Here is a 22,777-nt window from a genome sequence, read left to right on the forward strand (position 1 = left end):
GCCGTCGCGGTGGTCGTGGCGGGGGCGGACCTCGGCGGGGCGCGCGGCTAGCGTCGGCGGTGGCTGTCGGCGTGCCCGGTCGGCGGGCTGGATCAGGCGGGTCGCCACCACGGTCAGGATCAGCAGCACACTGGCCGCCAGGGCGCCGGTCATGCCGGTCACCGCCCTGTGACCGGGTGAACGGGCCGGGCGAGCGCGGCCTCCTTGACCAGCGGCATCTGCGGCATCGGAGGCATTTGCGGGACCAGTGGGACCAGCGGGACCAGTGGAGGGGCGATCTCGTCGTCCTCCCAGGCTTCCGCTTCCGCCTCCGCCTCCGCCTCCGCGGGATCCTGCGTCCCGTCGGTCGCCGGGGCGCCGTGCAGGGCGTGTTCCGCGGCGATGAGTTCCGTGGCGGTCGCGGTCGCGGACGGGCCCGTACTGTCGCTCGCGGCTGCCATGAGGCGGGCGGCCGCGGAGGCGTCGGCCTCCGGAGGGATCACCAGGAGGTTCCAGCGGCCCGTGGTGTGGGAGAGCAGCAGGATCTTGTGGGGGTCCAGCTCCGTGGTGAACCAACCCACCTTCACCACATGGCCGTTCACGGGGATTCTGCGGGGGACGACCGGCCAGTAACGGGAGTTGACGGCGATCCGGGTGATCCGGCCGCCGAGGGGGTCCAGGACGTCGGCCAGGGCGGAGAGTTCGAGCGGCAGGTCGCGGGAGCGGGGCCACCATGCGCCGTCCAGAAGCCCTGGAAGCCCTGGAAGCCCTGAGAGTCCGGGCGTCCCTGGCAGTTCCGGCAGTTCTGGAAGGCCCGTGGGAGTGTTCGTCGGCTTCAGCGCGAGGCGGGCTGTCGGGGCCCTGAAGGGGACGATCCGCAGCGGGGGACGATCGGTGGTCGCGGACATCGCGCGAACCTGTCTCCGGACCGCGGCCCGCGGGCAGCCGTCCGGTGTTGTCGCTCACCGAGAACGACGTAGGCATGAAGGCCGGCGTACGAAATGCCCTCGGTGACCTCAGGTTACTCCGCACCGGTGCCCGGCGGACCGGCGTGAGCCGCAGCAAACGCGCCGGTCCACCGCGCCCCCGCGAAACGGAACGCTCAGACGAGGCCCGCGCGGTAGACCAACAGTGCGATCTGTACGCGGTTGTTGAGGTCGAGTCTCGTCAGGATGTGGGAGACGTGGGCCTTCACCGTGGGCAGGCTCATGTGGCAGGCGGTCGCCGCCGCGGCTGCCGCTGCCGCCGCCCACCACTACGGCCCCCGCGGCGCCGACGCACCCACCCCGCCCGCTCTCTCCCACGCCCTCGAAGACCGTGGCCTGGCGCACCACCTGGGCGACGGCCCCGGCCACACCGACGGCTCGCGCATCGCGCCCGCGCTGAAGCCGGCCGCCAAGCGGCCCAGCGGCCGTGCCGGTGTCCCGGCCGACGTGCCCAAGCCCGACCTGCGTTCGCTCCCGGCCTGGGACATCGCCGTCACCGACGGCGAGGACGGCGACGCCCCGGGCAAGGACTACCTCGCCTTCAGCGCCAACGTCTGGAACGCGGGACCCGCGCCGCTCGTCGTGGACGGTTTCCGCAGCCCGGGCAAGGACCTGATGGACTCCTACCAGTACTTCTACGACGCCGACGGCAAGCAGGTCGGGTACACACCCAGCGGCACCATGGAGTGGGACCCGCGGGAGGGCCACGAGCACTGGCACTTCACGGACTTCGCCAGCTACCGGCTGCTGAGCGAGGACCAGACCAAGGAGGTGCGCAGCGGCAAGGAGGCGTTCTGCCTGGCCAACACCGACGCCGTCGACTACACGGTGAAGAACGCCAACTGGCACCCGGAGAACACCGACCTGTCGACCGCCTGCGGTCAGCAGAACTCGATCTCCGTCCGTGAGGTCCTCGACGTCGGCTCCGGCGACACGTACACCCAGTACCGTCCCGGCCAGTCCTTCGACATCACCGACCTGCCGAACGGCACGTACTACATCCAGGTGATCGCCACCCCGGAGAACCGCCTCCAGGAGACGAACACCAAGAACAACGTCGCGCTGCGCAAGGTCGTCCTGTCCGGTGACCCGGGCGCCCGCACCGTGACGGTCCCGCCGCACGACCTGATCAACGCCCCGTAACCGGCCGTCCCCAAGCGGCTCCTGGTCCGGCACTCCGGCGCCGGGCCAGGAGCCGCGGCCTTCTCGGGCATCGACTCCGCGGTGGTGGTCTCAGTGCCCCAGCCCCGCACCCCCGTCGACCGGGATCACCGCCCCGCGCACATAACCCGCGCCGACCAGGAACGCCACCGCGTCGGCGACCTCCTCCGGTCGGGCGAGCCGGCCGGCCGGCGTCTGCCGAAGCAGGTTCCCGCGCTGCTCCTCGGTGAGCGCACGGCTCATGTCCGTCTCGGTCAGACCGGGCGCCACCACGTTGCAGGTGATGTCCCGGGGTCCGAGTTCGTGGGTCAGCGACCGGGCGAAACCGACCAGACCCGCCTTCGACGCCGCGTAGTTGGTCTGCCCGGCGGCGCCGTGCAGTGCAGCGGTGGAGGAGATCAGCACGATACGTCCGTGGCCCGCGCGGAGCATTCCGCGCACCGCGCGCCGGGTGACCCGGAAGGCCCCGGTGAGGTTGGTGTCGACGACGGAGGTGAAGTCCTCCTCGGTCATCCGCACCAGCAGCCGGTCCTGGGTGGTGCCCGCGCTCGCGACCAGGACGGTGACCGGACCGTGGGCCGCCTCGGCCTCCTTGAAGGCCCGGTCCACCTGCTGACTGTCCGTCACATCGCAGCGTACGGCGAGGAGTCCGGCGGACGCGGGCGGCGGCTCCTCACCGCGGTACGTCACCGTGACCCGGTCCCCCGCCGTCGCGAAGCGGCGGGCCGTGGCCAGCCCGATCCCCCGGTTCCCCCCGGTCACGAAGACCGACCGGCCCGTCGCCTGTTCCATCGTCGTCCCCACTTCCCCTGCCTCCGCCACTGCTTGGTCCGTTGACGTTCCGTGTCCGCAGTCCCACGACGCCCACGGCGAATCCGACGAGGGCCAGTACGGCGGTCCAGAACGTGGCCGCGTACATGGCGTCGAGGAAGGCGCGGTCGGCGGTGGCCGCCAGCTCCGGCAGGCGCAGTGAACCGGCCAGCGAGCGGGCCGCCTCGGCGGAGGTGCGGGCCTGTTCCGCGGCGTCCGGAGTCAACCCACGTGCCCCGCCCGGGAGTTCGGCGTCCGTCATCCGCTCCCGGTACACCCCGGAGAGGATCGAGCCGGTCATCGCCACTCCGAGCGTCCCGCCCACCTGCCGGGTGACGCTGTTGACGGCCGACCCGGCGCCCGCGAGATGCGGCGGCACCCCGCTCATCATCACGGCCGTGACCGGCGTACCGACCAGGCCCATCCCGAAGCCCTGCACCCACAGCAGCGCGGCGACGGTCAGGACCGGGGTCCGTCCGTCGAACCACAGATAACCGACGTACGTGGCAGCCGTGGCCAGCACCCCGGCCGCGACCGTCCACCGGGCCGAGAGCAGCCGGCTCAGCGCGGGGGACGCCTGACTGCCGAGGACGATGCCGACGGCCGCGGCGATCATGACCGTTCCGGCGTCGGCGGGGGAGAGCCCGCGCGGCCCCTGCAGGTAGAAGGCCGCGTAGAAGAGATGTCCGGCCAGCGCCATGAACGCGATCAGCAGCACCACGCTCCCGGCCGTGAACCCGGGCTGCCGGAACAGCCGCAGATCCAGGCTGGGCGCGGGTGACCTGCGCTGACCGGCGACGAAGAGGGCGAGCAGCGCGCCGCCCAGGAGGAGGGGGAGGAGTACGTGCGGGCCGTACCAGGTCCGTCCGTTGCCGAGTTCGATGATCCCGTAGACCACTCCGCCGAGACCGAGCACCGACAGGGCGAGACCGGGCAGATCGAGCACCCTGCGCCGGGGACCCTTCAACTCCGGTACGACGGCCACCACTCCGGCCAGACACAGGGCCACGATCGGCACGTTGACCAGGAACACCGAGCCCCACCAGAAGTGGCTGAGCAGCGCCCCGCCCACGACCGGGCCGACGGCCACCCCGAGACCGCTGGACGAGCTCCAGATCGCGATCGCCCGGGTGCGCTTCTCCTCCGGGGTGCTCTGCACGATGACCGACAGGGTCGCCGGCATCAGCAGTGCGCTGCCCGCGCCCATGAGGGCACGCGCCACGATCAGCCAGGCAGGACCGGTGGCGAAGGCGCCCGCGCCGGAGGCGGCGCCGAACAGCGCGAGCCCCGCGAGGAGCGTGTTCCGGGGGCCGAAACGGTCGGCCAGCGCGCCGCCCGCGAAGAGCGTGCCGGCGAAGACCAGGGTGTAGGCGCTCGCCACCCATTCCAGCTCGGCGGAGGTCGCGCCCAGGCCGTCCACCGGGTCGGCGAGCGTGGTGACGGCGACGTTGAGGACCGAGGTGTCCAGCCAGATCAGCATCTGGGCGCAGACCACGACCAGGAGAACGGGCCAGGACCGGGACGGGACGGCCTTCTCCTCCGCGTCCTCAGCGTCCTCAGCGTCCTCCGCCCGGCTCACGGCGGTCATCGGCTGCCTCCCTGCTCGTCGAGCTCCGCGAATCTGCCCAGCGCCCGGTCGACCAGTGCGTCGGCCGCGCCCGTGTAGTGGGCCGGGTCGAGCAGTTCCGACAGCCGGGCGGGGGTGAACAGGGCTGAGAGTCCGGGGTGTTGGGCCAGCACCTCGGCCAGCGGGCGCCCGGTGTCGGCCGCCTCGGCCGACGCGGCGGTCAGCAGCTTCTTCGCCCGCACCTTGCCGAACGCCGGGGCCAGCACCACCGTCAGCCGCTCGGTCACGAGGGCGCCCCCGGTCAGTTCGAGGTTGGCCAGCATCCGTTCCGGGTGGACGACCAGTCCCTCGGCGAGCTCGACGGCGGTGTGCGCGGCCCCGCCCGCCAGCCGCAACGCCTCGCGCAGCGGCTGCCATTCGGCGTGCCACGCCCCGGCGGGCCGCTCGTCCTCGGCCAGCAGACACTGGGCGAGTACGAGGGCATGGGCGGGCACCTGACGGGCGGCCGACACGATCAGAGTGGCGAGCGCGGGGTTGCGCTTCTGCGGCATCGCCGAGGAGGCCCCGCGCCCGGCGGCCGCGGGCTCGGACACCTCGCCGATCTCGGTACGGGACAGGGTCTGCACGTCGAGCGCGAACTTGCCGAGCGCGCCGGTGGCCAACTGGAGCACCGCCCCCACCTCCGCGACGGGCGTACGCACGGTGTGCCACGGCAGCACCGGCTCGGCCAGCCCAAGCGCCTCGGCGAAGGGGCGGAGCAACTCGACTCCGCCCTCGTTGCCGACTGGCTCCCGGCCCTCGTCCCCGCCCCTCCCGTCCTCCCCGCGATCTCCGCGGTCCAGCAGGGCGTACTCGCGGTACGCGGCGAGCGTCCCGGCCGCTCCCCCCAACTGGGCGGGGAGCGCGGAGGCGACCGCCCGAACCCGGACCAGGGCGTCGCCGACCAACTGGAGCCAGCCCGCCGCCTTGAGACCGAAGGTGGTGGGCACCGCGTGCTGGGTCAGGGTGCGACCGGCGATCACGGTGTGGCGGTGGGTGTCCGCCAGCGCGGCCAGGGCGGCGCCGGTGCGTTCCAGGTCGGCGGCGATCAGACCGAGCACCCTGCGGGCGACCAGCATGGCCGCCGAGTCGAGGATGTCCTGGCTGGTCGACCCCCGGTGTACGTACTCGGCGGCGGCCGCGTCCTTGGCGGCGACCACCTCGGTGAACGCCGTCACCAGCGCGACCACCGGGTTGGCCGCGGCCCGGGCCGCGTGGGCCAGGGCGACCAGGTCCAGCCGGTCCGCGCGGGCCACCGAGGCGATCGCCCGTACCGCGGCGGCGGGGGCCAGTCCGACCGCGTACTGGGCGCGGGCCAGGGCCACTTCGGCGTCCAGCATGGCCTGCAGCCACGCCTCGTCGGTCACCTCGGCCGCCGCGGGCGTACCCGCCCAGGTGGGGGCGAGCAGGCCCGCGTCGATACCCACGGACATCACGTTCACGCTCCTCGGCCTTCTTCGTCCGATATCTGACGTACCGTCACATCACTTGGGAGTGGCGGTATTTCGCCATCCCGCAGCGCCAGCGCCGCCCGGGCGATCGCGTCCGAGTCCTCCAGCGTCACCGAGCCGACACCCGGCCTGATGCCGACCGCCGTCACCCAGCGCACCCCCTCCGTCGGCACCCCGAAGGCGAACCGGCGCGGGTGTGCCCGGCCCGCCGAGTCCACCAGCCGGGGCGGGTTCCTGGTCACCGCGAGCCCGCCCGTCTCCTGTCCGCCCAGCCGGTACGGGACGCAGTCACCGGCCGCCAGCAGCCCCCGCAGCAGGGGATCGGCGCTCCGCCGCAGATCGACGACGGGCAGCCGCGCCTCGACGAGCGCGCGGACCGGCACCGGAGGTTCGGGCACCTGCTCCGCGTCCACGAGGAAACCGCCGTCGCGCGCGGAGGGCCGTACGCGCATCCCCGGGCCGAGCACATGCACCACCTCGGCCTCGATCAGCGCGATCAGCTGCTCGATGCGGAAGGCCGGCGGGCCGATGGACGTGTAGGCGTTCAACGGCGTGTACCAGCCGTCCAGTTCGGACCGGTACGACGCGCCGGACACCCCGCCGTGGTCGACCACGAGCCGGATCTCGTTGCGCAGGTCCCGCAGGGCGTCCAGCGCGGCCTTCACCGGCCCGCTCACATTGCCCAGCCGGGCCTCGGCGACATCCCGCCGCAGGTACTCCAGCAGCCAGTGCCGGAAGTCGTCGCGGCCGGTGAAGTCCCGTTCGCCGTAGGGCCGTTCGATCCGCCGCCAGTCCCACGGCTCGGCGGGCGGCACCCCGTACCGGCCGATCCACGCCTCGTGGTGGACGGTCCGTACCTCGCGGTCGATCAGCGGCCAGATGTCGTCGCGGAAGGTGACGGGGTGGCCGTCGTCCGCCTGCCGCCGCAGCCATGCGATGACCTCGGGGGTCAGGAAGCGCGGGTGGTGGCGGCCGAGCGCGCCCTTCTCGTTCTCACCGCGTGCGTGGTACGGGACTCCGCGCCGCGAACCGGCGTACAGCACGGGCTCGTTGCCGCTCGGCAGGTACACCAGGCCGGACTGGCTCTCCTTGAAGGTGCCGCCGCGGCCCTCGGTGAGCAGCGCCACGCAGTCGAAGAAGTTCAGCCCCAGGCCGCGCAGGGCGACGGGTGTGCCCGGCGCGATCCGGCTCAGGTCGGCGTCGGCCGGGTTGGCGGGCCGCACGTAGAGCGAGCCGTGCCGGTCGGCGAAGGAGCCCAGCGCACGTTCCTCCGGGCTCGGGGCCAGGTCGCCGTGGCCGAGCGCCAGCACCACCGAGTCCAGCCCGGTCAGCCGGCCGCCGTCCGCCAGCGTCACCGTCTGCCGCCCGTCCGGGGTGTCCGCCAGCGCGACCGCGGTCGCCCGGTGCGTGTGGACCGTCACCCCGGGAGGGGCGGTGCGTAAGAGATGCCGGAAGACCCACTCCAGGTAGTGGCCGTGGAAGGCGCGGGTCGGATAGGTGTCCGGGCCGAGCCGCCGCGCCTCCTCCAGGACCCGGTCCGGGTACGCCTCGGGCTCCAGGGCGCGCGCCCACTCGTACAGGCTCGGGCCCGGCACCGACGGCCCCGCGCAGGCCACGCTGTCGTCGGTGAACAGGGTCACCTGGGAGGCGACCGTGTTCATCAGCAGCTCGCCCGGCTGGTCGGTACGCCACACCGCGCCCGCGCCGGGCGGGTACGGGTCGACGAGGTGGACCGCGACCTGGCGGGCGGCCGGGCCCGCGTTGGCGCAGATCCGCTCCAGGACCGAGAGGCCGCGCGGACCGGCGCCGATCACGCACAGGGTGATGGCGTCACCGGGGCCGGTCATTCCCGGCCCAGCCCGTCGCGCCAGCTCGGCCGCAGCGGCTTCCAGCCCAGTTCCGTACGGGCCCGGTCGTTCGCCGCGCCCCGCGCCGCGGTGAGCTGGTGGGTCATGAACCAGCCGAGGAGCCGGGCCGCGAGTGCCGTCGGAATCGTCCGCGGGGGCGGGCCGCCCAGCGTGCGGGCGAAGTGCGGCAGCCACTGCGCGGCCGGAGCCGGATCGTCGTCGGTCACGTGGAAGACGCCGGTGGCATCCGACTCGACCGCCGCCACGGCCGCTCCCACGGCGTCCACCACATGCACGAACGAGGTGATCCCGGCCCCGCCCTCGGGCAGCGGGAACCTTCCGGTCAACACCCGTTGGCCGGTCCCGCCGATACGGGCGTACCCGGTGCCGGGGCCGTACAGGGTGCCGTACCGCAGCACCACGCCCGCGAGGTCCGGGCCGCCGCCCAGGACCTGCCGCTCCAGTTCGGCGACGGCCCGTACGGTGGCGGCCCAGCCGGCGTCCGGGGCGTCCACGTACAGTGGCGCGTCCTCGTCGAGGACCGGGTCCCCGGCCGGGGCGGCGGCGAAGGCGACGGACTGCGCGACCATCCGGCGCGCACCGGCCGCACGGGCCGCCGCGACGAGATGGGCGGTCCCCTCGGTCCGCAGCCGTGCGGTCAGCGCGAAGGCCTCCACGGGATCGGCGGGCAGCAGCCGCAACGCCGTCATCTGGTGGACGACCACCTCGGGCCGGGCGGCCGACACCGCCGACAGCAGGCCCTCCCGGTCCAGGGCGTCGGCGACCACCACAGCGTCGGCCTCCGGAGCCCGGTCCCGCGATTCCGCCCGCACCAGCGCGCTCACCTCATGGCCCCGCGCCCGAAGCGCGCCCACCAGCGGATGTCCGACCACTCCGGTGGCCCCGGCGACAAGTACGCGCACGGCTCAGCCCTCCGTGGTGGTCGCGGAGGAAAGGGGAGCGGCGACCCGCATGAGCAGACGGCACGCCTTGTCGCCGTCGCGCAGACAGCTCTCGGCCCGGTTCTCCGTCAGGGTCACGCCGAGCCCCTCGGACCAGCCCGCGTGGATGTCGGTGCACGGGCACCGGTAGCCCTCCAGCGAACCGGCCATCCGGACCATGGTGATGGCGAAGTTCCGCCGCAGCGTGAGCACGATCAGGCCCTCGCCCCCGTCCCCGCCCGCGTCCTCGACCTCGGTGGAGGCGTTGCGCAGCTCCCGGGGGAACATCCGGTCGCCGCACTCGTCGTAGCGGCGGCGCAGCTCCTCCAGGTCCTTGCCGTTGTCACCGCTGTCCGGGAGGGGCCCCGACCTGCGGGCGATGCGCTGCCCGACGTGCAGGGCGACCTTGCGCAGTGCCTCGGCGTTGATCTCGTTCGCGGCCTGCTGCCCGAACCGGCTCGCCACCCCCTGGTACCAGTGGGCGTCGTGCTGCCACCACAGCCGGTACGCCTCCACGGTCTGCGCGCGCTGGTTGACCTCGTCGGCACTCACACCTGCCCCCTGGCGGCGAACCGGTCACGCATCACGCGTTTCAGGACCTTGCCGGTGGCGCCCTTGGCCACGTCGTCGGGCTTCATGCGCAGGGCGCGGGCGACCGGCGGGAATCCGGCGCGTACGAGAACGGCGTTGACCCGCGCGGTCCACACCTCGTCGCCGTCGTCCTCGGCGGTCTCGTCCGCGAGCTGGAGCAGCGCGTACGCCTCGGCCTCGCCGTCGCCGTCCCAGTCGGCCCGTACGCCTTCGGAGGCGACCCCGACGACCGTGCAGTCGGCCAGTTCGGGCAGTTCCCGGAGCAGGAGTTCCTCGGTGCGGGTGCTGAAGAGGATTCCGTCGCTGGTGCGGACGGCGTCCGGGGCCCGGTCAAGGTGGTAGAAGTTGCCCTCCTCGTCCTGCTGGGCGAGGTCCCCGGTGAGCCAGTAGCCGCCCAGCCGCATCCGGTTCCAGGTCAGCGAGTCGTTCCAGTAACCGGGCGTGAGGGTGGGCGACTTGAGGCCGAGGCGGCCGATCCGCCCGGGTGGCAGCGGGGTGCCGTCCTCGGCGAGCACGGCGGCCTCGGCGAAGCTGATGGGCTTGCCGACACAGCGCGAGTAGGCCGAGGTGTCCTTGGTGTGCCGGTTGTGGAAGACGGAGTAGCCGGCCTCCGAGGAGCCGAGCCCGTCCACGAAGACGGACCCCTCGACCCGTACGCGCCGCAGGTCCTTGCCCATCGTCTGGTGGCTGCCGTGCCGGACGAGGGCCCGGATGTGCGCCTCGTGGGCCGCGTCCCCGGTGTTGAACCACACCTGCACGCTCGACAGATCACGGTCCGCCAGCGTCTCGGCGGCCATCTCGCCGAAGGTCCCGGCGAAGGCCAGCACCGTGGTGGGCCCGAACTCCTCGATGGCGTCGAGCACTTGGGCGCCGCGCTGGCTGGAGAGCAGCTTGATGTCCGTGCGCAGCAGCAGGCAGTACAGCAGCGTCGCCACCATGGCGTTGTGCGCACCCGGCAGCCCCACCAGCGTGCGGGCCATGTCGGTACCGGTGGAGTAGCGGAGCCGGTGCACCTGCGCGTACATCAGCGTCCGGTGCGTGTGCGGAACTCCCTTGGGCATACCGGTGGTTCCGGAGGAGTGCGAGATGAGCACCGGATCGGTGGGGTCGTGCCGGTACGGGTAGGAGGACGGGAGCAACTCGCGGTGCTCCGGGCGGATGTCGCCGGAGGTCACGCAGAAGCCGAGCCCCTCCGCCGTCTCCGCCCCCTCCGCCGCCGACAGCACGTCATGGTGCTCGCGGTCCGTGAAGGCGCCGACCGCGCCCTGCCGTCGTACGTACTCCCGGGCGGTCTCCGGAGGCAGATTGCCGTTGACGAACGACGGGACGGCACCGAGGGCCGTCAGCGCCAGGAAGTTCACCGCGAACTCGGTGCTGGAGTAGGAGTGCACGGCGACCGGGTCGCGGGGCCGCACACCCCGGGCGGCGTACCAGCCCGCGTACGTCTCGACCACCTCGTTCAGCTGCCCGAGCGTCAGCACCTCGGGCCGGCTGCCGTCCGGTGCCCGCCAGCCGCCGTCCGTCCACAGCACGGGTTCGTCGAGCGGTCTGCCGTACGCGGTCAGGCGCTCCAGTACGTTGCCGGCGCCGAGTTCGGTGTCGGAGCAGATCCGTGCCCGCTCCTGTCTACTGATGAGCATGGGTCTCCGTCTCGTTCCTTGCGATGGTCGTTGCCTCTGTGCCGGCGGTGAGGAGGAACGCGGGCGCGCGCGGGTCGGTCACCAGGACATGGCTGCCGCCTTCCCGCAGCAGCCGCCGGTGGAGCCCGACCAGGTCGAACAGGCTCTGGATGCTGCCGAGACGCACGCGTGTGCCGGTTCCGTCGGCGCTGGTGTCGCCGTGGCTTTCGTACGCCTCTGCCGACCGGACCGAGACCGGTGTTCCGGTGCCGGGACGGCCGAGCAGGACCGCCGCCGCGAGTCCGGCGTCCGCGGGAAGGGCGGGAAGGGCGGGGACCGGGACCGAACGGCCGTTGCCACCGGCCAACTCCTCATACACGGCGGCCAGCCGCTCGCCGCCGCCCAGTTCGACGCCCACCACCAGGACCCGGTCCACCTCCGGGTCCTCCAGGAGCAGGTCGGCCATGGAGAGAAGTTCTGTCACCGGGTCGTCGAGGGTGGAGAGGCTGAACATCTGCCCGGTGATCCCGAACTCCCGGCTCAGATAGCCGAGTACGGAGTTGGGGGTGGCCTGCATGAACAGCAGCGGGTTGTGGACCCGTCCGGAGACCATGCGCCGGCTGGCCAGGTCCGCGGTGGTGGTGTCACCGGTCGTACTCGCCAGTGCCACCGCCGTACGCGACCCTCCCCCACTCTCGGCTTCTCCCCCAGCCTCCGGCCGGGAGGTGCCCCCAGACCGGGAGGTGCCCCCATCGGGCCGTTCGGCGAGGCACTGCCGGGCGGCCTCGTACGCCAGCGGGCTGAAGGCCGACTCCACGAAGCCGGGGAGCCTCGGCAGCGGGATGTCGCCGTCCTGCCCGGTGCCGTGGGTGGCGGTGGCAGTGGAGAGGATGCCGAGGGACGAACGCAGCACGGTCCTGCGGGTGTTCCCGGCCGTGGTCGTGGTGTTCTCGGTCGGGGTCACGGCCGCTCCAGGACGAGTGCGGTGTTGGCGCCCCCGAAGGCGGCGTTGACGGTGAGGGCCCTGCGGGCGTCGGTCCGGCGCGGCTCGTTCGGCACGTAGTCGAGGTCGCACTCCGGGTCGGGCGTGGTGAATCCGGCGGTCGGCGGCAGTACGCCGTCCGTCAGGGCCAGCATCGTGATCACGAACTCCACGACGCCCGCCGCCTCCAGGAGATGGCCGGTGGTGCTCTTGGTCGAGCTGACCGGTATCGACTCGGCCCGCTCGGGGAAGGCGGCCCGCAGTCCGCGGGTCTCGGCCCCGTCGTTGTACTTGGTGCCGGTGCCATGGGCGTTGACGTAGTCGAGGGAGGTCCCGTCCGGGTCGCCGGCGAGCCGCATCGCCTGCCGGGCCGCGCGGGCGAGTCCGACACCTTCCGGGTGCGGCTGGGCGATGTGGTGGGCGTCCGAGGCCGCACCCCAGCCCACCACGCCCGCCAGCGACCGGGCCCCGCGGCGCCGGGCATGCTCGGCGGACTCCAGCACGACGACCGCCACACCGTCGCCGAGCAACAGCCCACTGCGGTCGGCACTGAACGGCCGCACCATCCCGTCACGCGACAGCGCCCGCCCGGAGTCGAACTTCCCGAACGTCTCCTCCTCCACCAGATACCCGCCCGCGCAGACGGCCACGTCGGTCCGCCCGGAGGAGATCAGCCGACAGGCATGAATGATCGCGGCAGCGGAGGCGACACAGGCATTGGTGAAGGTGAGCCGGGGCCCGGTCAACCCGAGTTCCCCGGCGAGGAGTTCGGTCAACCGAGCGGGAACGGCGTCGGCAACTCGCTCGGAGCCCGTGGCGGGCATGGCGTCGGCAACTCGCTGGGAGTCGGTGGCGGGCATGGCGTCGGCAACTCGCTTCACGTCCGTGGAAGTCCCGCGCACCGGCTGCTTTTCAGGGGCGCGGGGAACTGCGCGACCAGCCACGACGGACCCGCAGCCGACATCCGACCCGGCACCCCGCCAATACCGAGTCACACTCGTGTGATCCCCGGCCACACCGAGCAACACGGCGGCCTCCCCTCCTGGGGCGAGCCCCGCCATGGCAAGGGCTTCGGCGCCACACTCGGCAAGGGCGTGGCGAAGGGCCCACCCCTCAACCGCGTTGGGCCCATCGGCCGCGGCCCCCGCCATCGCCGTACGGTAGGGCCCGGTATCGAACCGGGTCGTGGCGGCGAACGACGGAACCCCCGCGAAGACCCCCCTCCGCAAGGCGTCGGCACCGGTACCGAACGCGGTACGCACACCGAACCCGGTGACCGTCACGTCACCGCTCATCAGGACCACCCCCTTCCAGGCGACCCGCCTGAGCGCCGCACAGATAGTCGGCGAGCCGCCGCAGAGAGGTGAACCCGGCGATGTCGTCATAGCTGGGCTCAACGACCAGCCCGAACCGCTCCTCCACCACGTGCAGCAGCCACACCAACCCCAGGGAATCCAGGATCAGTTCGGTGTCCTCACCGAGCTCGTCGGGCACGCCGGGAAAGATCTTGCGGTCGGCCAGCAGCTCACGGACGGTGTCGACGGTGAGGGGCGAGAGCGTGGGCGTGGGTTCCCCCTCGCGCGCGTCGTTCGCCATGGCTCCCGTACTCATGCCTTCGCACCGCGTCGGACGATCTCGGCGACGAGGGAGCCGAGGGTCAGCGAGGCGAGGGGCTCGATGTCGGTGTCCGGTATCTCCACACCGAACCGCGTCTCCAGCCGCAACGTGAGCTCGATCAGACTCAACGAGTCCAGATCCAGCCCCCCGACGGTCACCGGACTCTCGTCCGTGATGCCGTCACGGCTCATCAGGATGTTCATCTCGTCAATGACGGTGCCGAGCACGAACTCACGGATCTCGTCTTCCAGGACAGACGTACTCATCAGAATCTCCAGTGAGGGGTCGAGCGCCCCAAAGGGGCGCGGGGCTGTGACATTTGCGGCTCTGCCGCGGGGCGCGACAAGCCACAACGGGCCCGCGGCCAACGAACAACGGGAGCTGCCCCACCTCACCCAACAGCGCGTTCACGCAACAGCGTTGGCCGGCGAACAAGCTTCCCGTTGGACGTACGAGGCAACGCGTCCAACAGCCGAACCACCCGGGGCAACTTGTAGTCGGCGAGCCGCTCCCGACACCACCGCAACAACTCCTCCGCGGAAGGCCCCCCGCCTCCGGCGGAACCGGCGGCGGAGGTCACGACATACGCCTCGGTCACACCCTCGTGAACCACAACCGCCTGCTCGACCGCAGGATGCCCCCGCAACACGTTCTCGACCTCGGTGAGATCCACCTTGAGACCGCCGATCACGACGAGGGAGTCGGCACGGCCATGCACCCGCACGGCCCCGGTGCCGTCGACCGAGGCCCGGTCCCGCGTACGCAGCCACCCGTCGGCGTACTGCGTACCGCCGGAGTCGAAGAGATACGGCGACTCGTCGAGGGCGACGTCCAGTTCGCCCCGCCGCACCCGGACGACCACGCCCGGGGCGGCCGGGCCGACCGACGGCCGCAGCGTGCCGCCGACGTCCATGGCGACCACACCGCTCTCGGTGGTGCCGTAGGACTCGCCGACCGGCACCCCGTACCGCTCGGTGAACCGGGCGGCGACGTCCGGCGGCATCAGTTCGCCGCCCGACACCGCGACCCGCAGGTCGGGCAGTTCGGGGGGATCGACGGCGGCGGCGAGCAGTTCGTAGTGCATCGGCACCCCGAACAGGGCGGTGACCCGGTGGTCCACCGCGGTCCGCAGGAGGTCGCGGGCGGAGATCCGGGGCGCGAAGACGACGGAGACGCCGGCCGCCAGGGAGTGCAGCAGCCCGGCGACGAGGCCGAAGCTGTGCGCCGTCGAACTGAGCAGCAGCACGCGGTCGCCCTCGCCCGGCATTCCGCCGATCCCGGCGAACCGGTCCACCTCGGCGGCGAGCGACGCGGCGGTCCTGCCGATCACCTTGGGCCGCCCGGTGGAGCCGGAGCTGAACTGGACCAGCCGGTGCCCGGTGGCAGCCGGCCGCCCCGTTCCGCGGCACTCGGTGACGACCTCGTACTCGGGCCGGAAGCCGAACGTCGCCTGGACGTTGGACCCGGCCCGGACCATGAACTGCGGCCGGCAGGACGTGCAGAGCGCCGCCACCTCGGCCGGTTTGAGCCGGAAGTCGAAGAGCATCACCTGGGCGCCCAGCCGCCACAGCGCGAGCAGCACCTCGACCTGGGTGAAGCTGGGCGGAGTCCGCAGCCCCACGGCGCTGCCCGGCCTGATGCCGAACCCGGCGAACACGGCGGCCTGCTTGGCCACCCGCTCCCGTAACTCGCCCCGGGTGACGGTTTCCTGTCGATGTGTCAGATACGGCAGAGCGTCGTCCCGCGCGTCGAACAGCCGCCGGACCAGGGAACCCATCCCGTCGACGTCCACGGGACCGCCGGACAGGTCGCTTTCTCTCAGGGGGTCTCTCAGGCCGCCGCCCATCAGACCTCCTTGCAGAACTCGCCGATGGGCAGGCCCACATGGCGCTTGTCGGTGGCCAGATAGCCGAGCAGTTCGTCGCCCGTCCGCAGCTCGGTGACGTTGAGGACCTTCCCGCCCGGGCCGAGCACCCGTACGTGCCAGTCGTCCTGCACGGTCAGACTGACCAGCCGTCCGTCCTCGGCGTGCGTACGGATCTCCAGGAGCGGCCGGGACTCCAGCTTGGCGCGGCCGACCACGACCCGCCGGGTGCGGCCGTCGGCACCGACCCCGAGCAGGACACTGCCGGAACCGACCTCGCTGAGGTAGCTCGTGCGGTTGTCGGGCCCGAGCGTGTACGAGTGCAGGGCACCGGCGTTGACCCGGAACGGCCTGGTCGGCATGTACGGCAGCGGGTGGGTCTCGCTGCAGCAGAGCACGAACCCGGAGGAGTACGAGCCGACGAGGATGCCCTCGTCCTCGTCGAAGTGCGAGCAGGTGTCCACGCAGACCCGGTCGCCGAGCCCGACGTGCCGGATGCTCTCCACGGTCAGTGTGGACAGCTCCAGTTGGGGCGTCGTGGCCTCCAGCAGCCGGGCCAGCGCGAACACTTCGTCGGCGCTGCGGGGCGTGAAGAGGATGCCGTCCGAGCCGCGTTCGAGGACGTCGAAGACGATGGCCGCCTCCTCCAGGCCGTCGACCACGGTCACCAGCTTGCCCTCGGCGGACTCTGCCGCGGCCAGCACGATCTCCAGCGGGATCTTGGTCGGGTCGGCGAAGTGGATGACGGTGTACGGCAACGCCATGGCGCCCGCGCAGGACAGCGTCAGGGTGCGGTCGTCCCGTACGTCGATGAACCCGGCGGCGGGCGTGCCCCCGGTGCCGCCAGTACCCCCGGCCGCTCGGTTGTCGGCGGCGAGGGCGTCCAGCTCCTCCTGGGTGCCGAACTTCCGCAGCAGGAGGTCGATTCCGGCGGCGGTTCCGGTGACGGTTCCCGTGGCGTTTCCGCTGTCGGCCGGGGAACTGCCCTTCCCGGAGGGCGGGTTGGCGTCCTTCGCACCCCCGGAACCCTTCACCTCCTTGTCACCGGGCTTGGCCTCGGGCCTGTCCCCTGGCTTCTTCGCGGCGGCCGTGCCCGTGGTCCCCGTGACCAGCACCCGGGTGACAGTGGGCGGCAGCGTCCCGAGCAACTCGGCGTCGGTGGCCACGACGCCGGCCATCCGGCTGTGGACGGCCGCGTCCACCACCGCCTGGAGCTGCGGACGGGGGACCTCACGGAGATCGATCCATGCGAACCTCATGCGACTCCTGCCACGATCGTCGAATACTTGGGCATGCTCATGTCATCCGTGATGGTGCTGCCGCCGTGCACGACCGCGGAGAGCCGGGACACCAGCGCGGCGGGCGAGGGGGCCGAGAAGATCCGGCGGCCGATGGCCAGCCCCTGGCAGCCGGTGGCCATCACGGCGGCGCCGTACTCGACCAGGTCGGAGCCGTCCGGCGGACCGCCGGCCGCGAGCACGGGGATCGGGCTGTTGGCCACGACCTCGGCCATGCGGTCGATCGGCAGGGCGACGGAGGTCTTCACCATGTCCGCGCCCAGGTCGGCGGCGACGTTGGCCAGATGGGCGAGGAGGTCGGGATCGCGCGGGTCCTCGATGCGGGGGCCGCGGGGGTAGACCATCGCGATCAGCGGCATGCCCCACGCGTCGCAGGAACGGGCCACCGCCCCCAGGTCGGCGAGCTGCTGGGCCTCGGTGTCCGAGCCGATGTTCACGTGGACGCTGACCGCGTCGGCGCCGAGCCGCAGCGCCTCCTCGACGTCGGCGACCAGCACCTTGGCGTGGACGTCGGCGGAGCGGGCGGTGCTGGCGCTCAGGTGCACCACCAGGGCGCAGCTCCTGAGGATGTCCGGGGCGAAGGCGCGGGCACGCCCCTTGTGGACGATGATCCCGTCGGCGCCGCCGGCCACCAGTGCGCGCAGCAGGTCGTCCCACTTGTCGGCGGGGACGATCGGGCCGTCCGAAACGCTGTGGTCGAGCGGTACGAGCAGGTGCCGGTCGTCACCCGCGAGCGAAAGTCTTCTCAAGCGTAATAGCTTGCCAGTTTTCAGCATGGGTAATGCGCCTTCCCAGCCCGGAGGCCGCGTTTAAGAAAGCCGAACCGCGACATCCTGTTGCGGTCTCCATGTCCGAAAAACGATGGTCGTAGAACTTTCAAGTTCAGTCGGGCATCAGCATTCACGCGTAATCGTCCGTTGGCAAGGCGTGATCACCGGCGAATTTTTATGCGGGCCTGGGAATGAATATTGACAGCGATTTGACAGGTATGGCGGGGTTGACGCCGCAGGAGGGTGCTGTTCGTGGGGTGTTGTGTGGCAAATGCCGAGGTGGCGGGTGTGATGTGCTCTATGCGCATTGAGGAGGTCTGCCCCCGCACATGGCCGCATCGGACGCTTTCCTACGGATGTCACGTGTAAATGGCAGGCAATTCCCGAGCCCGCCCCTTCGATGGGTTCGACGGGTTCGACGGGTTCGAGTCGACGTGTTCGGTAATTCGGACGGGGCGGCTTTTCCGTCGGACTTCTTTGTCGAACTTCCTTGTCGAAATTGAATTTCCGGGCCTAGGGTGTCAGGCGCGCTCCGGAACGTGTTACATGCGAGGCCGTCCCCCCATCTGCACCCGGACCGTACGGACCGGGCGTACCGGAAGTGACTCCCCATGCCCGAATTACCGTCCAAGACCGCTCCCGAGACCGTCGGCCCAAGACCGGCCGCGTCCCCACCCCCGACGGCGAGGACCATCGACACGTCCGCCGGGAAGACCGAGGCCCCGCGCGTCGCCGTCGCCAGCCTGGTCGGCACCACGATCGAGTACTACGACTTCGCGGTGTACGGCACCGCGAGCGCACTCGTCCTCGGCCCCGCCTTCTTCCCCTCGGGCAACCCCACCGTCTCCTCCCTGGCCGCGTTCCTCACGTTCGCCGCGGCCTTCCTCTCCCGCCCCCTCGGCGTCGTCCTGTTCGGCACGATCGGTGACCGGCTGGGCCGCCGACGGGCCCTGGTCGCCTCGCTCCTGCTGATGGGCGTGGCCACGGTCGGCGTCGGCCTGCTGCCCACGTACGAGACCGCCGGACTCCTCGCCCCCGTACTGCTGGTGACGCTCCGTCTGCTCCAGGGCATCAGCATGGGCGGCGAGTGGGGCGGGGCGGTGCTCCTCGCCGCGGAACACGCGCCGCCGGGCCGCCGCGCGCTGTACGCGTCCATCCCGCAGGCCGGCCCCTCCCTCGGCTTCCTGCTCTCCACCGCCGTCATCCTGCCCACCCTGAACATCGTGGGCCGGGACGGCTTCGTCGACTGGGCCTGGCGCATACCGTTCCTGCTCAGCACCGTGCTCGTCGTGATCGGCCTGTGGGTGCGTACGACGGTCTCGGAGTCGCCGGTGTTCAGCGCGGCGGCCGACCGAACGACACAGACGCGCTCGGAACCCCCGACGGCATCCCGCTTTCCGCTGGTCACGCTGCTCAAGCGGTACCCCGGCCGGGTGCTGCTCGGGACGGGCGCGGCGATCGGCGGCTCGGCCGTCTACTACCTGACGATCGTCTACAGCATCTCGTACGGGCCGAAGGAACTCGGTATCCCCCAGAACACGATGCTGACGGCCGCGAGTATCGGCGCGGCGGCCGGAATCGCCATCACTCTCCCAGTGGCCAGGCTGTCCGACCGGATCGGCCGGCGCCCGGTGATGCTGACCGGAGCCGTCGGCTGCGTGGTGTGGGCGGTGCCCATGTACGCCTCGCTGAGTTCGCGCGACGGGCTGGTGATCACCGGCGCGTACACGGTCGGCCTGATGTTCCTGGCGCTGATGTTCTCCCCGGTGGCGGCCTTCCTCCCGGAACTGTTCCCCGCCCGGCTGCGCTACACCGGCGCCTCCGCGGCCTTCATCCTCGCCAACACCCTCGGCGGCGGCTTCGCCCCACTCGTCGCCACCTGGCTCAACAGCCACTGGGAATCACCGCTGGTCCTCGGCTTCTACACCGGCACCCTCTGCCTGCTGAGCCTCCTGTGCCTACTGGCCCTCCCGGAGACCCGCGACCAGGAGTTCGACATCTGACGGGGCCCCAATTCACGTACCGCGACACGGCCCGGCGAGACTGCACAGGGTGGACCGAACAGGGTGGACAGGCCCGCCGGTCCGCCCTGTTCCCGCAGTCGACCCCTGCCCTGGAGATGGTCCCCATCAACGAGAACACGCGCTTCGGTGTCTACCTTCCGCCGTTCGGTCCGTTCGGGGACCCCCGGATCCTCGTCGAGCTGGCGGTACGGGCGGAGGCCGCCGGGTGGGACGGGGTGTTCCTGTGGGACCACGTGGTCACCGACGCGATGCCGATCGCCGACCCCTGGACCACGCTGGCGGCGATCGCGCAGGCCACCGAGAGACTGGTGCTCGGCCCGACGGTCACGCCGCCGGCCCGGCGGCGGCCCTGGGTGGTCGCCCGGCACGCGTCCACCGTCAGCAGGCTCTCCGGGGGACGGCTCGTCGTCGGCACCGGAGTGGGCGTCGACGAGTCCGGTGACTTCAGCCGGTTCGGGGAGGCCTCGGATCTGCCGACCCGCTCGGCGATGCTCACCGAGGGACTCGGGCTGATGCGGGCGATGTGGGCCGGCGAGGCGATCCGGCACCACGGCCCGCACTACCGGGTGAACCTGGCCGCCACCGAGCCGGAGCCGTACCGCATCCCTGTCTGGATGGCCAGTTCCACCTCCAGCCCGCGGGTGATCGGCCGCGCCGCCGGCTGCGACGGCATCTTCCCCAACCCGGTCGACCACGAACTGACTCCCGAGGAAGTCGCCGGCGTCCGGCGGGAGTTGCACCGCGCCGGCCTGCCCGTCGACCGGCCGTACGACATCGCCGTACGCGGCAACGCGAGCCCCGCGTGGCAGGAGGACAAGGACGTGGACCTCAAGGGACTCGCCGAGGCCGGTATGACGTGGTGGCTGGAGTCCCTGATCCACTTTGACCCGTTGGACCTGTCGATGGCGGTCGTGGACGCCGGCCCGCCCCGGGGGTAGGCAGCGGCACGGACCGGTGAGATCCAGGACGGCTCACCGGCTCGGCACGCTCAGCGGTCCCGGTGGCGCAGCAGTTCCCGTGCCTTTGTCAGGGCGCTGTCGCGGCCCTGCTCGAACTCCTCCTCGGTGAAGACCGGGGTGCGGTGGTGCGGTGGGATGCCGGGCCCGTCGAAGGTGGTGCCGTCGGCCGTACGGAACTCCTCGTTGGGCAGCGCGAAGCTCCAGCCGTTCGGCAGGGTGCGGTCCATGGTGTCGGAGAAGACGCCCTGGGTGTTCTGCCCGATCCGTACGGGCTCCGGGCTGCGTGCCATCAGCGCCTGGGTGAAGGTCTCGGCCGCGCTGACCGCCAGCGGGCCGGTGAGGACCGCGACCGGTCCGCCGAAGCGGGGCCCGTGGTGCGGCCGCACCGTGATCGGCTGTCCCGGCGTGAACCGGGTCGGGTCCCGTGGGTCGTTGCGGGCGTACTTGGTGTACGCGGTGTACGGACGGTCCGTCAGCCGCGAGATGACGCGCAGCGCCAGCGGGTCGGCGCCGCCGCCGTTCAGCCGGACGTCCAGGACCAGCCCGGTCAGCTTCTTCCACGGAATCCTGTCCAGGGCCGCGTCCAGCTCCGCCTCCCACTTCGCGTACGACTCCTCGTCGGTGTAGCCCATGAAGCGGGTGATGCGCAGATAGCCGGTCCCCTCCGGGAGGCGGGCGAACGACAGTGCGCCGCCCGCGTACTGCCGCAGCGGCACCCCGACGGCCTTCGCGACGGCCGTGTCGATCCGGGCGAGGTCCTCGGGGCCGTGCGGCGGTGTGTCGGGCCGCAGGCCTCCGAACTCCCGGTCCTTCCCGTCCGACAGCGAGGTGTGCGCGTCGTGCAGGGGCTCGATCATCTCCCGCAGGACGGCGAAGAGTTCGTCGTCGGTCGTGTCCTTTCCGACACGGGGCCGGTAGCGGTCGCGGACGACCTGACCCGCATCCTCCGCGAGCTGGCGTCCGACCCGCTCAGGCGGGAGTCTCGGGTGTCTCCTTCGCGGCGCGGCGGTACTCGGCGTTGATGCGCTGTGCTTCCTCGAGCTGGTCCTCAAGGATGACGATGCGGCAGGCGGCTTCGACAGGGGTCCCCTGGTCGACGAGTTCGCGGGCGCGCGCGGCGATCCGTAGCTGGTAGCGGGAGTACCGCCGGTGTCCGCCTTCGGAGCGGAGCGGAGTGATCAGCCGTGCCTCGCCGATGGCCCGGAGGAAACCCGGGGTGGTGCCGAGCATTTCTGCTGCCCGGCCCATCGTGTACGCGGGGTAGTCGTCGTCGTCCAGACGACCGCTGAGCGGAGTATCTGCTGTCATGTCACCTCGTTGACCAACGCGTCGAGGGGCCCTGGTGCCGTACGGCACCAGGGCCCCGAAGGAAATTGAACACCATCTGTCGGCTCTACTGCTGCGCCGACCTTCTGTTTCCGCAGTCCGGCCCGGGAGACGGGCGGGTATGCGGGGATCGCGAATGCGTGACCGGGGACCACCTTCCATTCCGGGGTCTTGCGGTACCCGGCCGGATGATGCCCTGGCCGGGCGATCCTGATGGCGTCTGCTCCTTCCGTTCTTTCTCGGGACCTGTGGTGGAACTGTCGTCTTCTACCCGCCAGTTCGTGTCTGCCGGGTCTCTCTCGACCTTGTCTACGAGAGAAACACTAACCACGACGCGCGCCAATGTCTACTCTGGCGAGAGTAGATTTCGGTTCGCTTGAGGCGTAGGTATTCTGCGGTCCGCGGTGACGGCCGGTAACACCCGGTGACGTCAGGGCGCGGGCGGGCGCGACCCGGTGGGGTTGGGGTGAGGTTGAGGCGGGGCCGTGCGGGTGAGGTCGGGCGAGCCGCTGAATAGACTCGGCTTCCATGACGAACCCCGACCGGCTCCTCGTGGACATCTCCGCCCTCGTGGAGTCCGGGCAGAGCAATCAGATGTCGCTGACCGTGGTGGTCGGCGGCGCCGTCATCACCGGCCGGCTCGCTCCGGAAGCCGTGTGGAGGGAGCGGGTCTCGGAGGTCCTGAACGATTCGGACCGCCTGGGTCCGTTCTCCGCCGTCTTCGGCGCCGAGCCCACGGATGGCGGTCCCGAGGACGGCCACGGCGAGCCACCCGCGTATCTGCACTTCCACCTCGCCCGGATCCTGCAGGGCAACATCGGGATTCCCGAGACGGGCGGGATGTACCGCGTCGCGATCGAGGACGTCAGCGCCTGGACCGTGGGCGACGTCAGCTACTCCGACCACTGATCCGCCGTACCCGACACGCTCCGCAAGAGCGACACGC

At 71.7% G+C, this 22,777-nt stretch carries 20 protein-coding genes and 2 pseudogenes; 4 read left to right on the forward strand and 18 right to left on the reverse strand.

Going from position 1 to position 22,777, the window contains the following annotated elements; translation table 11 throughout:
• Window positions 1-158: 158 nt before the first annotated feature.
• Together O3Q52_RS06065 and O3Q52_RS06070 are read right to left on the reverse strand one after the other, a co-directional pair.
• The gene (locus O3Q52_RS06065; protein ID WP_269647756.1) at window positions 159-887 is read right to left on the reverse strand and encodes a DUF5994 family protein; all 729 of its coding nucleotides are present in this window, start codon (window positions 885-887) and stop codon (window positions 159-161) included.
• A 194-nt stretch (window positions 888-1,081) separates the two neighbouring features.
• Window positions 1,082-1,192: pseudogene (locus O3Q52_RS06070) on the reverse strand (LuxR C-terminal-related transcriptional regulator); the annotation flags it as partial.
• A 37-nt stretch (window positions 1,193-1,229) separates the two neighbouring features.
• Here O3Q52_RS06070 and O3Q52_RS06075 point away from each other — a divergent pair.
• Window positions 1,230-2,108, forward strand: a pseudogene (locus O3Q52_RS06075) (lysyl oxidase family protein); the annotation flags it as partial.
• A 90-nt stretch (window positions 2,109-2,198) separates the two neighbouring features.
• Here the strand turns inward: O3Q52_RS06075 and fabG are convergent.
• The 14 genes from fabG to O3Q52_RS06145 form a co-directional block, all read right to left on the reverse strand.
• On the reverse strand, window positions 2,199-2,918 hold the full coding sequence (gene fabG / locus O3Q52_RS06080) for a 3-oxoacyl-ACP reductase FabG (protein ID WP_269647757.1): 720 nt from the start codon (window positions 2,916-2,918) through the stop codon (window positions 2,199-2,201).
• Window positions 2,800-4,524: an MFS transporter gene (locus tag O3Q52_RS06085; RefSeq protein WP_269647758.1), complete on the reverse strand. Its 1,725-nt coding sequence runs from the start codon at window positions 4,522-4,524 to the stop codon at window positions 2,800-2,802. Before O3Q52_RS06085 ends, fabG begins: the two co-directional genes overlap by 119 nt.
• Complete coding sequence (locus O3Q52_RS06090) at window positions 4,521-5,975, reverse strand: adenylosuccinate lyase family protein (RefSeq protein ID WP_269647759.1); 1,455 nt, start codon at window positions 5,973-5,975, stop codon at window positions 4,521-4,523. The genes O3Q52_RS06085 and O3Q52_RS06090 overlap by 4 nt, the downstream gene beginning before the upstream one ends.
• 5 nt (window positions 5,976-5,980) lie before the next feature.
• On the reverse strand, window positions 5,981-7,840 hold the full coding sequence (locus O3Q52_RS06095; RefSeq protein ID WP_269647760.1) for an FAD/NAD(P)-binding domain-containing protein: 1,860 nt from the start codon (window positions 7,838-7,840) through the stop codon (window positions 5,981-5,983).
• Window positions 7,837-8,763 (reverse strand): NAD(P)-dependent oxidoreductase, encoded by a 927-nt coding sequence (locus O3Q52_RS06100; protein WP_269647761.1) that lies wholly within the window; start codon window positions 8,761-8,763, stop codon window positions 7,837-7,839. Before O3Q52_RS06100 ends, O3Q52_RS06095 begins: the two co-directional genes overlap by 4 nt.
• A gap of 3 nt (window positions 8,764-8,766) precedes the next feature.
• Window positions 8,767-9,333, reverse strand: coding sequence for a hypothetical protein (locus tag O3Q52_RS06105; protein WP_269647762.1), 567 nt, complete (start codon window positions 9,331-9,333; stop codon window positions 8,767-8,769).
• A complete protein-coding gene (locus tag O3Q52_RS06110; RefSeq protein ID WP_269647763.1) occupies window positions 9,330-11,012 on the reverse strand; it encodes a class I adenylate-forming enzyme family protein in 1,683 nt (560 codons plus the stop codon). The genes O3Q52_RS06105 and O3Q52_RS06110 overlap by 4 nt, the downstream gene beginning before the upstream one ends.
• Window positions 10,999-11,955: a hypothetical protein gene (locus O3Q52_RS06115; protein WP_269647764.1), complete on the reverse strand. Its 957-nt coding sequence runs from the start codon at window positions 11,953-11,955 to the stop codon at window positions 10,999-11,001. Before O3Q52_RS06115 ends, O3Q52_RS06110 begins: the two co-directional genes overlap by 14 nt.
• Entirely contained in the window at window positions 11,952-13,268 is a 1,317-nt protein-coding gene (locus O3Q52_RS06120; RefSeq protein WP_269647765.1) for a beta-ketoacyl synthase, read from the reverse strand. Before O3Q52_RS06120 ends, O3Q52_RS06115 begins: the two co-directional genes overlap by 4 nt.
• Window positions 13,258-13,584: an acyl carrier protein gene (locus O3Q52_RS06125; protein ID WP_269647766.1), complete on the reverse strand. Its 327-nt coding sequence runs from the start codon at window positions 13,582-13,584 to the stop codon at window positions 13,258-13,260. The genes O3Q52_RS06120 and O3Q52_RS06125 overlap by 11 nt, the downstream gene beginning before the upstream one ends.
• The gene (locus O3Q52_RS06130; protein ID WP_189843965.1) at window positions 13,581-13,856 is read right to left on the reverse strand and encodes an acyl carrier protein; all 276 of its coding nucleotides are present in this window, start codon (window positions 13,854-13,856) and stop codon (window positions 13,581-13,583) included. Before O3Q52_RS06130 ends, O3Q52_RS06125 begins: the two co-directional genes overlap by 4 nt.
• Window positions 13,857-13,981: 125 nt before the next feature.
• On the reverse strand, window positions 13,982-15,367 hold the full coding sequence (locus O3Q52_RS06135; protein ID WP_332112872.1) for a class I adenylate-forming enzyme family protein: 1,386 nt from the start codon (window positions 15,365-15,367) through the stop codon (window positions 13,982-13,984).
• Between the two features lie 68 nt (window positions 15,368-15,435).
• On the reverse strand, window positions 15,436-16,713 hold the full coding sequence (locus tag O3Q52_RS06140; protein WP_269647768.1) for a 3-dehydroquinate synthase II family protein: 1,278 nt from the start codon (window positions 16,711-16,713) through the stop codon (window positions 15,436-15,438).
• Window positions 16,710-17,528: a 2-amino-3,7-dideoxy-D-threo-hept-6-ulosonate synthase gene (locus O3Q52_RS06145; RefSeq protein WP_269647769.1), complete on the reverse strand. Its 819-nt coding sequence runs from the start codon at window positions 17,526-17,528 to the stop codon at window positions 16,710-16,712. The genes O3Q52_RS06140 and O3Q52_RS06145 overlap by 4 nt, the downstream gene beginning before the upstream one ends.
• Window positions 17,529-18,133: 605 nt before the next feature.
• Here O3Q52_RS06145 and O3Q52_RS06150 point away from each other — a divergent pair.
• Both O3Q52_RS06150 and O3Q52_RS06155 read left to right on the forward strand, forming a co-directional pair.
• Window positions 18,134-19,525: an MFS transporter gene (locus O3Q52_RS06150; protein WP_269647770.1), complete on the forward strand. Its 1,392-nt coding sequence runs from the start codon at window positions 18,134-18,136 to the stop codon at window positions 19,523-19,525.
• A gap of 116 nt (window positions 19,526-19,641) precedes the next feature.
• Window positions 19,642-20,484: an LLM class flavin-dependent oxidoreductase gene (locus tag O3Q52_RS06155; protein ID WP_269647771.1), complete on the forward strand. Its 843-nt coding sequence runs from the start codon at window positions 19,642-19,644 to the stop codon at window positions 20,482-20,484.
• A gap of 50 nt (window positions 20,485-20,534) precedes the next feature.
• On the opposite strand, the gene O3Q52_RS06160 is transcribed toward O3Q52_RS06155, so the two are convergent.
• Together O3Q52_RS06160 and O3Q52_RS06165 are read right to left on the reverse strand one after the other, a co-directional pair.
• The gene (locus O3Q52_RS06160) at window positions 20,535-21,362 is read right to left on the reverse strand and encodes a S41 family peptidase (RefSeq protein ID WP_269647772.1); all 828 of its coding nucleotides are present in this window, start codon (window positions 21,360-21,362) and stop codon (window positions 20,535-20,537) included.
• Between the two features lie 112 nt (window positions 21,363-21,474).
• The gene (locus O3Q52_RS06165; RefSeq protein ID WP_269647773.1) at window positions 21,475-21,813 is read right to left on the reverse strand and encodes a MerR family transcriptional regulator; all 339 of its coding nucleotides are present in this window, start codon (window positions 21,811-21,813) and stop codon (window positions 21,475-21,477) included.
• A gap of 546 nt (window positions 21,814-22,359) precedes the next feature.
• On the opposite strand from O3Q52_RS06165, the gene O3Q52_RS06170 reads away from it, so the two are divergent.
• Complete coding sequence (locus O3Q52_RS06170; RefSeq protein WP_269647774.1) at window positions 22,360-22,740, forward strand: hypothetical protein; 381 nt, start codon at window positions 22,360-22,362, stop codon at window positions 22,738-22,740.
• Window positions 22,741-22,777: the final 37 nt, after the last annotated feature.

It is taken from the genome of Streptomyces sp. ActVer (assembly GCF_027270795.1).
GTDB lineage: Bacteria > Actinomycetota > Actinomycetes > Streptomycetales > Streptomycetaceae > Streptomyces > Streptomyces umbrinus_A.

Bases quoted from the DNA above. Each gene is read 5' to 3' on its own strand.
- O3Q52_RS06065 (WP_269647756.1), bottom strand. From the start codon at position 887: ATGTCCGCGACCACCGATCGTCCCCCGCTGCGGATCGTCCCCTTCAGG.
- fabG (WP_269647757.1), bottom strand. From the start codon at position 2,918: ATGGAACAGGCGACGGGCCGGTCGGTCTTCGTGACCGGGGGGAACCGG.
- O3Q52_RS06085 (WP_269647758.1), bottom strand. From the start codon at position 4,524: ATGACCGCCGTGAGCCGGGCGGAGGACGCTGAGGACGCTGAGGACGCG.
- O3Q52_RS06090 (WP_269647759.1), bottom strand. From the start codon at position 5,975: ATGTCCGTGGGTATCGACGCGGGCCTGCTCGCCCCCACCTGGGCGGGT.
- O3Q52_RS06095 (WP_269647760.1), bottom strand. From the start codon at position 7,840: ATGACCGGCCCCGGTGACGCCATCACCCTGTGCGTGATCGGCGCCGGT.
- O3Q52_RS06110 (WP_269647763.1), bottom strand. From the start codon at position 11,012: ATGCTCATCAGTAGACAGGAGCGGGCACGGATCTGCTCCGACACCGAA.
- O3Q52_RS06120 (WP_269647765.1), bottom strand. From the start codon at position 13,268: ATGAGCGGTGACGTGACGGTCACCGGGTTCGGTGTGCGTACCGCGTTC.
- O3Q52_RS06125 (WP_269647766.1), bottom strand. From the start codon at position 13,584: ATGAGTACGGGAGCCATGGCGAACGACGCGCGCGAGGGGGAACCCACG.
- O3Q52_RS06130 (WP_189843965.1), bottom strand. From the start codon at position 13,856: ATGAGTACGTCTGTCCTGGAAGACGAGATCCGTGAGTTCGTGCTCGGC.
- O3Q52_RS06135 (WP_332112872.1), bottom strand. From the start codon at position 15,367: ATGGGTTCCCTGGTCCGGCGGCTGTTCGACGCGCGGGACGACGCTCTG.
- O3Q52_RS06140 (WP_269647768.1), bottom strand. From the start codon at position 16,713: ATGAGGTTCGCATGGATCGATCTCCGTGAGGTCCCCCGTCCGCAGCTC.
- O3Q52_RS06145 (WP_269647769.1), bottom strand. From the start codon at position 17,528: ATGCTGAAAACTGGCAAGCTATTACGCTTGAGAAGACTTTCGCTCGCG.
- O3Q52_RS06150 (WP_269647770.1), top strand. From the start codon at position 18,134: ATGCCCGAATTACCGTCCAAGACCGCTCCCGAGACCGTCGGCCCAAGA.
- O3Q52_RS06155 (WP_269647771.1), top strand. From the start codon at position 19,642: ATGGTCCCCATCAACGAGAACACGCGCTTCGGTGTCTACCTTCCGCCG.
- O3Q52_RS06160 (WP_269647772.1), bottom strand. From the start codon at position 21,362: ATGATCGAGCCCCTGCACGACGCGCACACCTCGCTGTCGGACGGGAAG.
- O3Q52_RS06165 (WP_269647773.1), bottom strand. From the start codon at position 21,813: ATGACAGCAGATACTCCGCTCAGCGGTCGTCTGGACGACGACGACTAC.
- O3Q52_RS06170 (WP_269647774.1), top strand. From the start codon at position 22,360: ATGACGAACCCCGACCGGCTCCTCGTGGACATCTCCGCCCTCGTGGAG.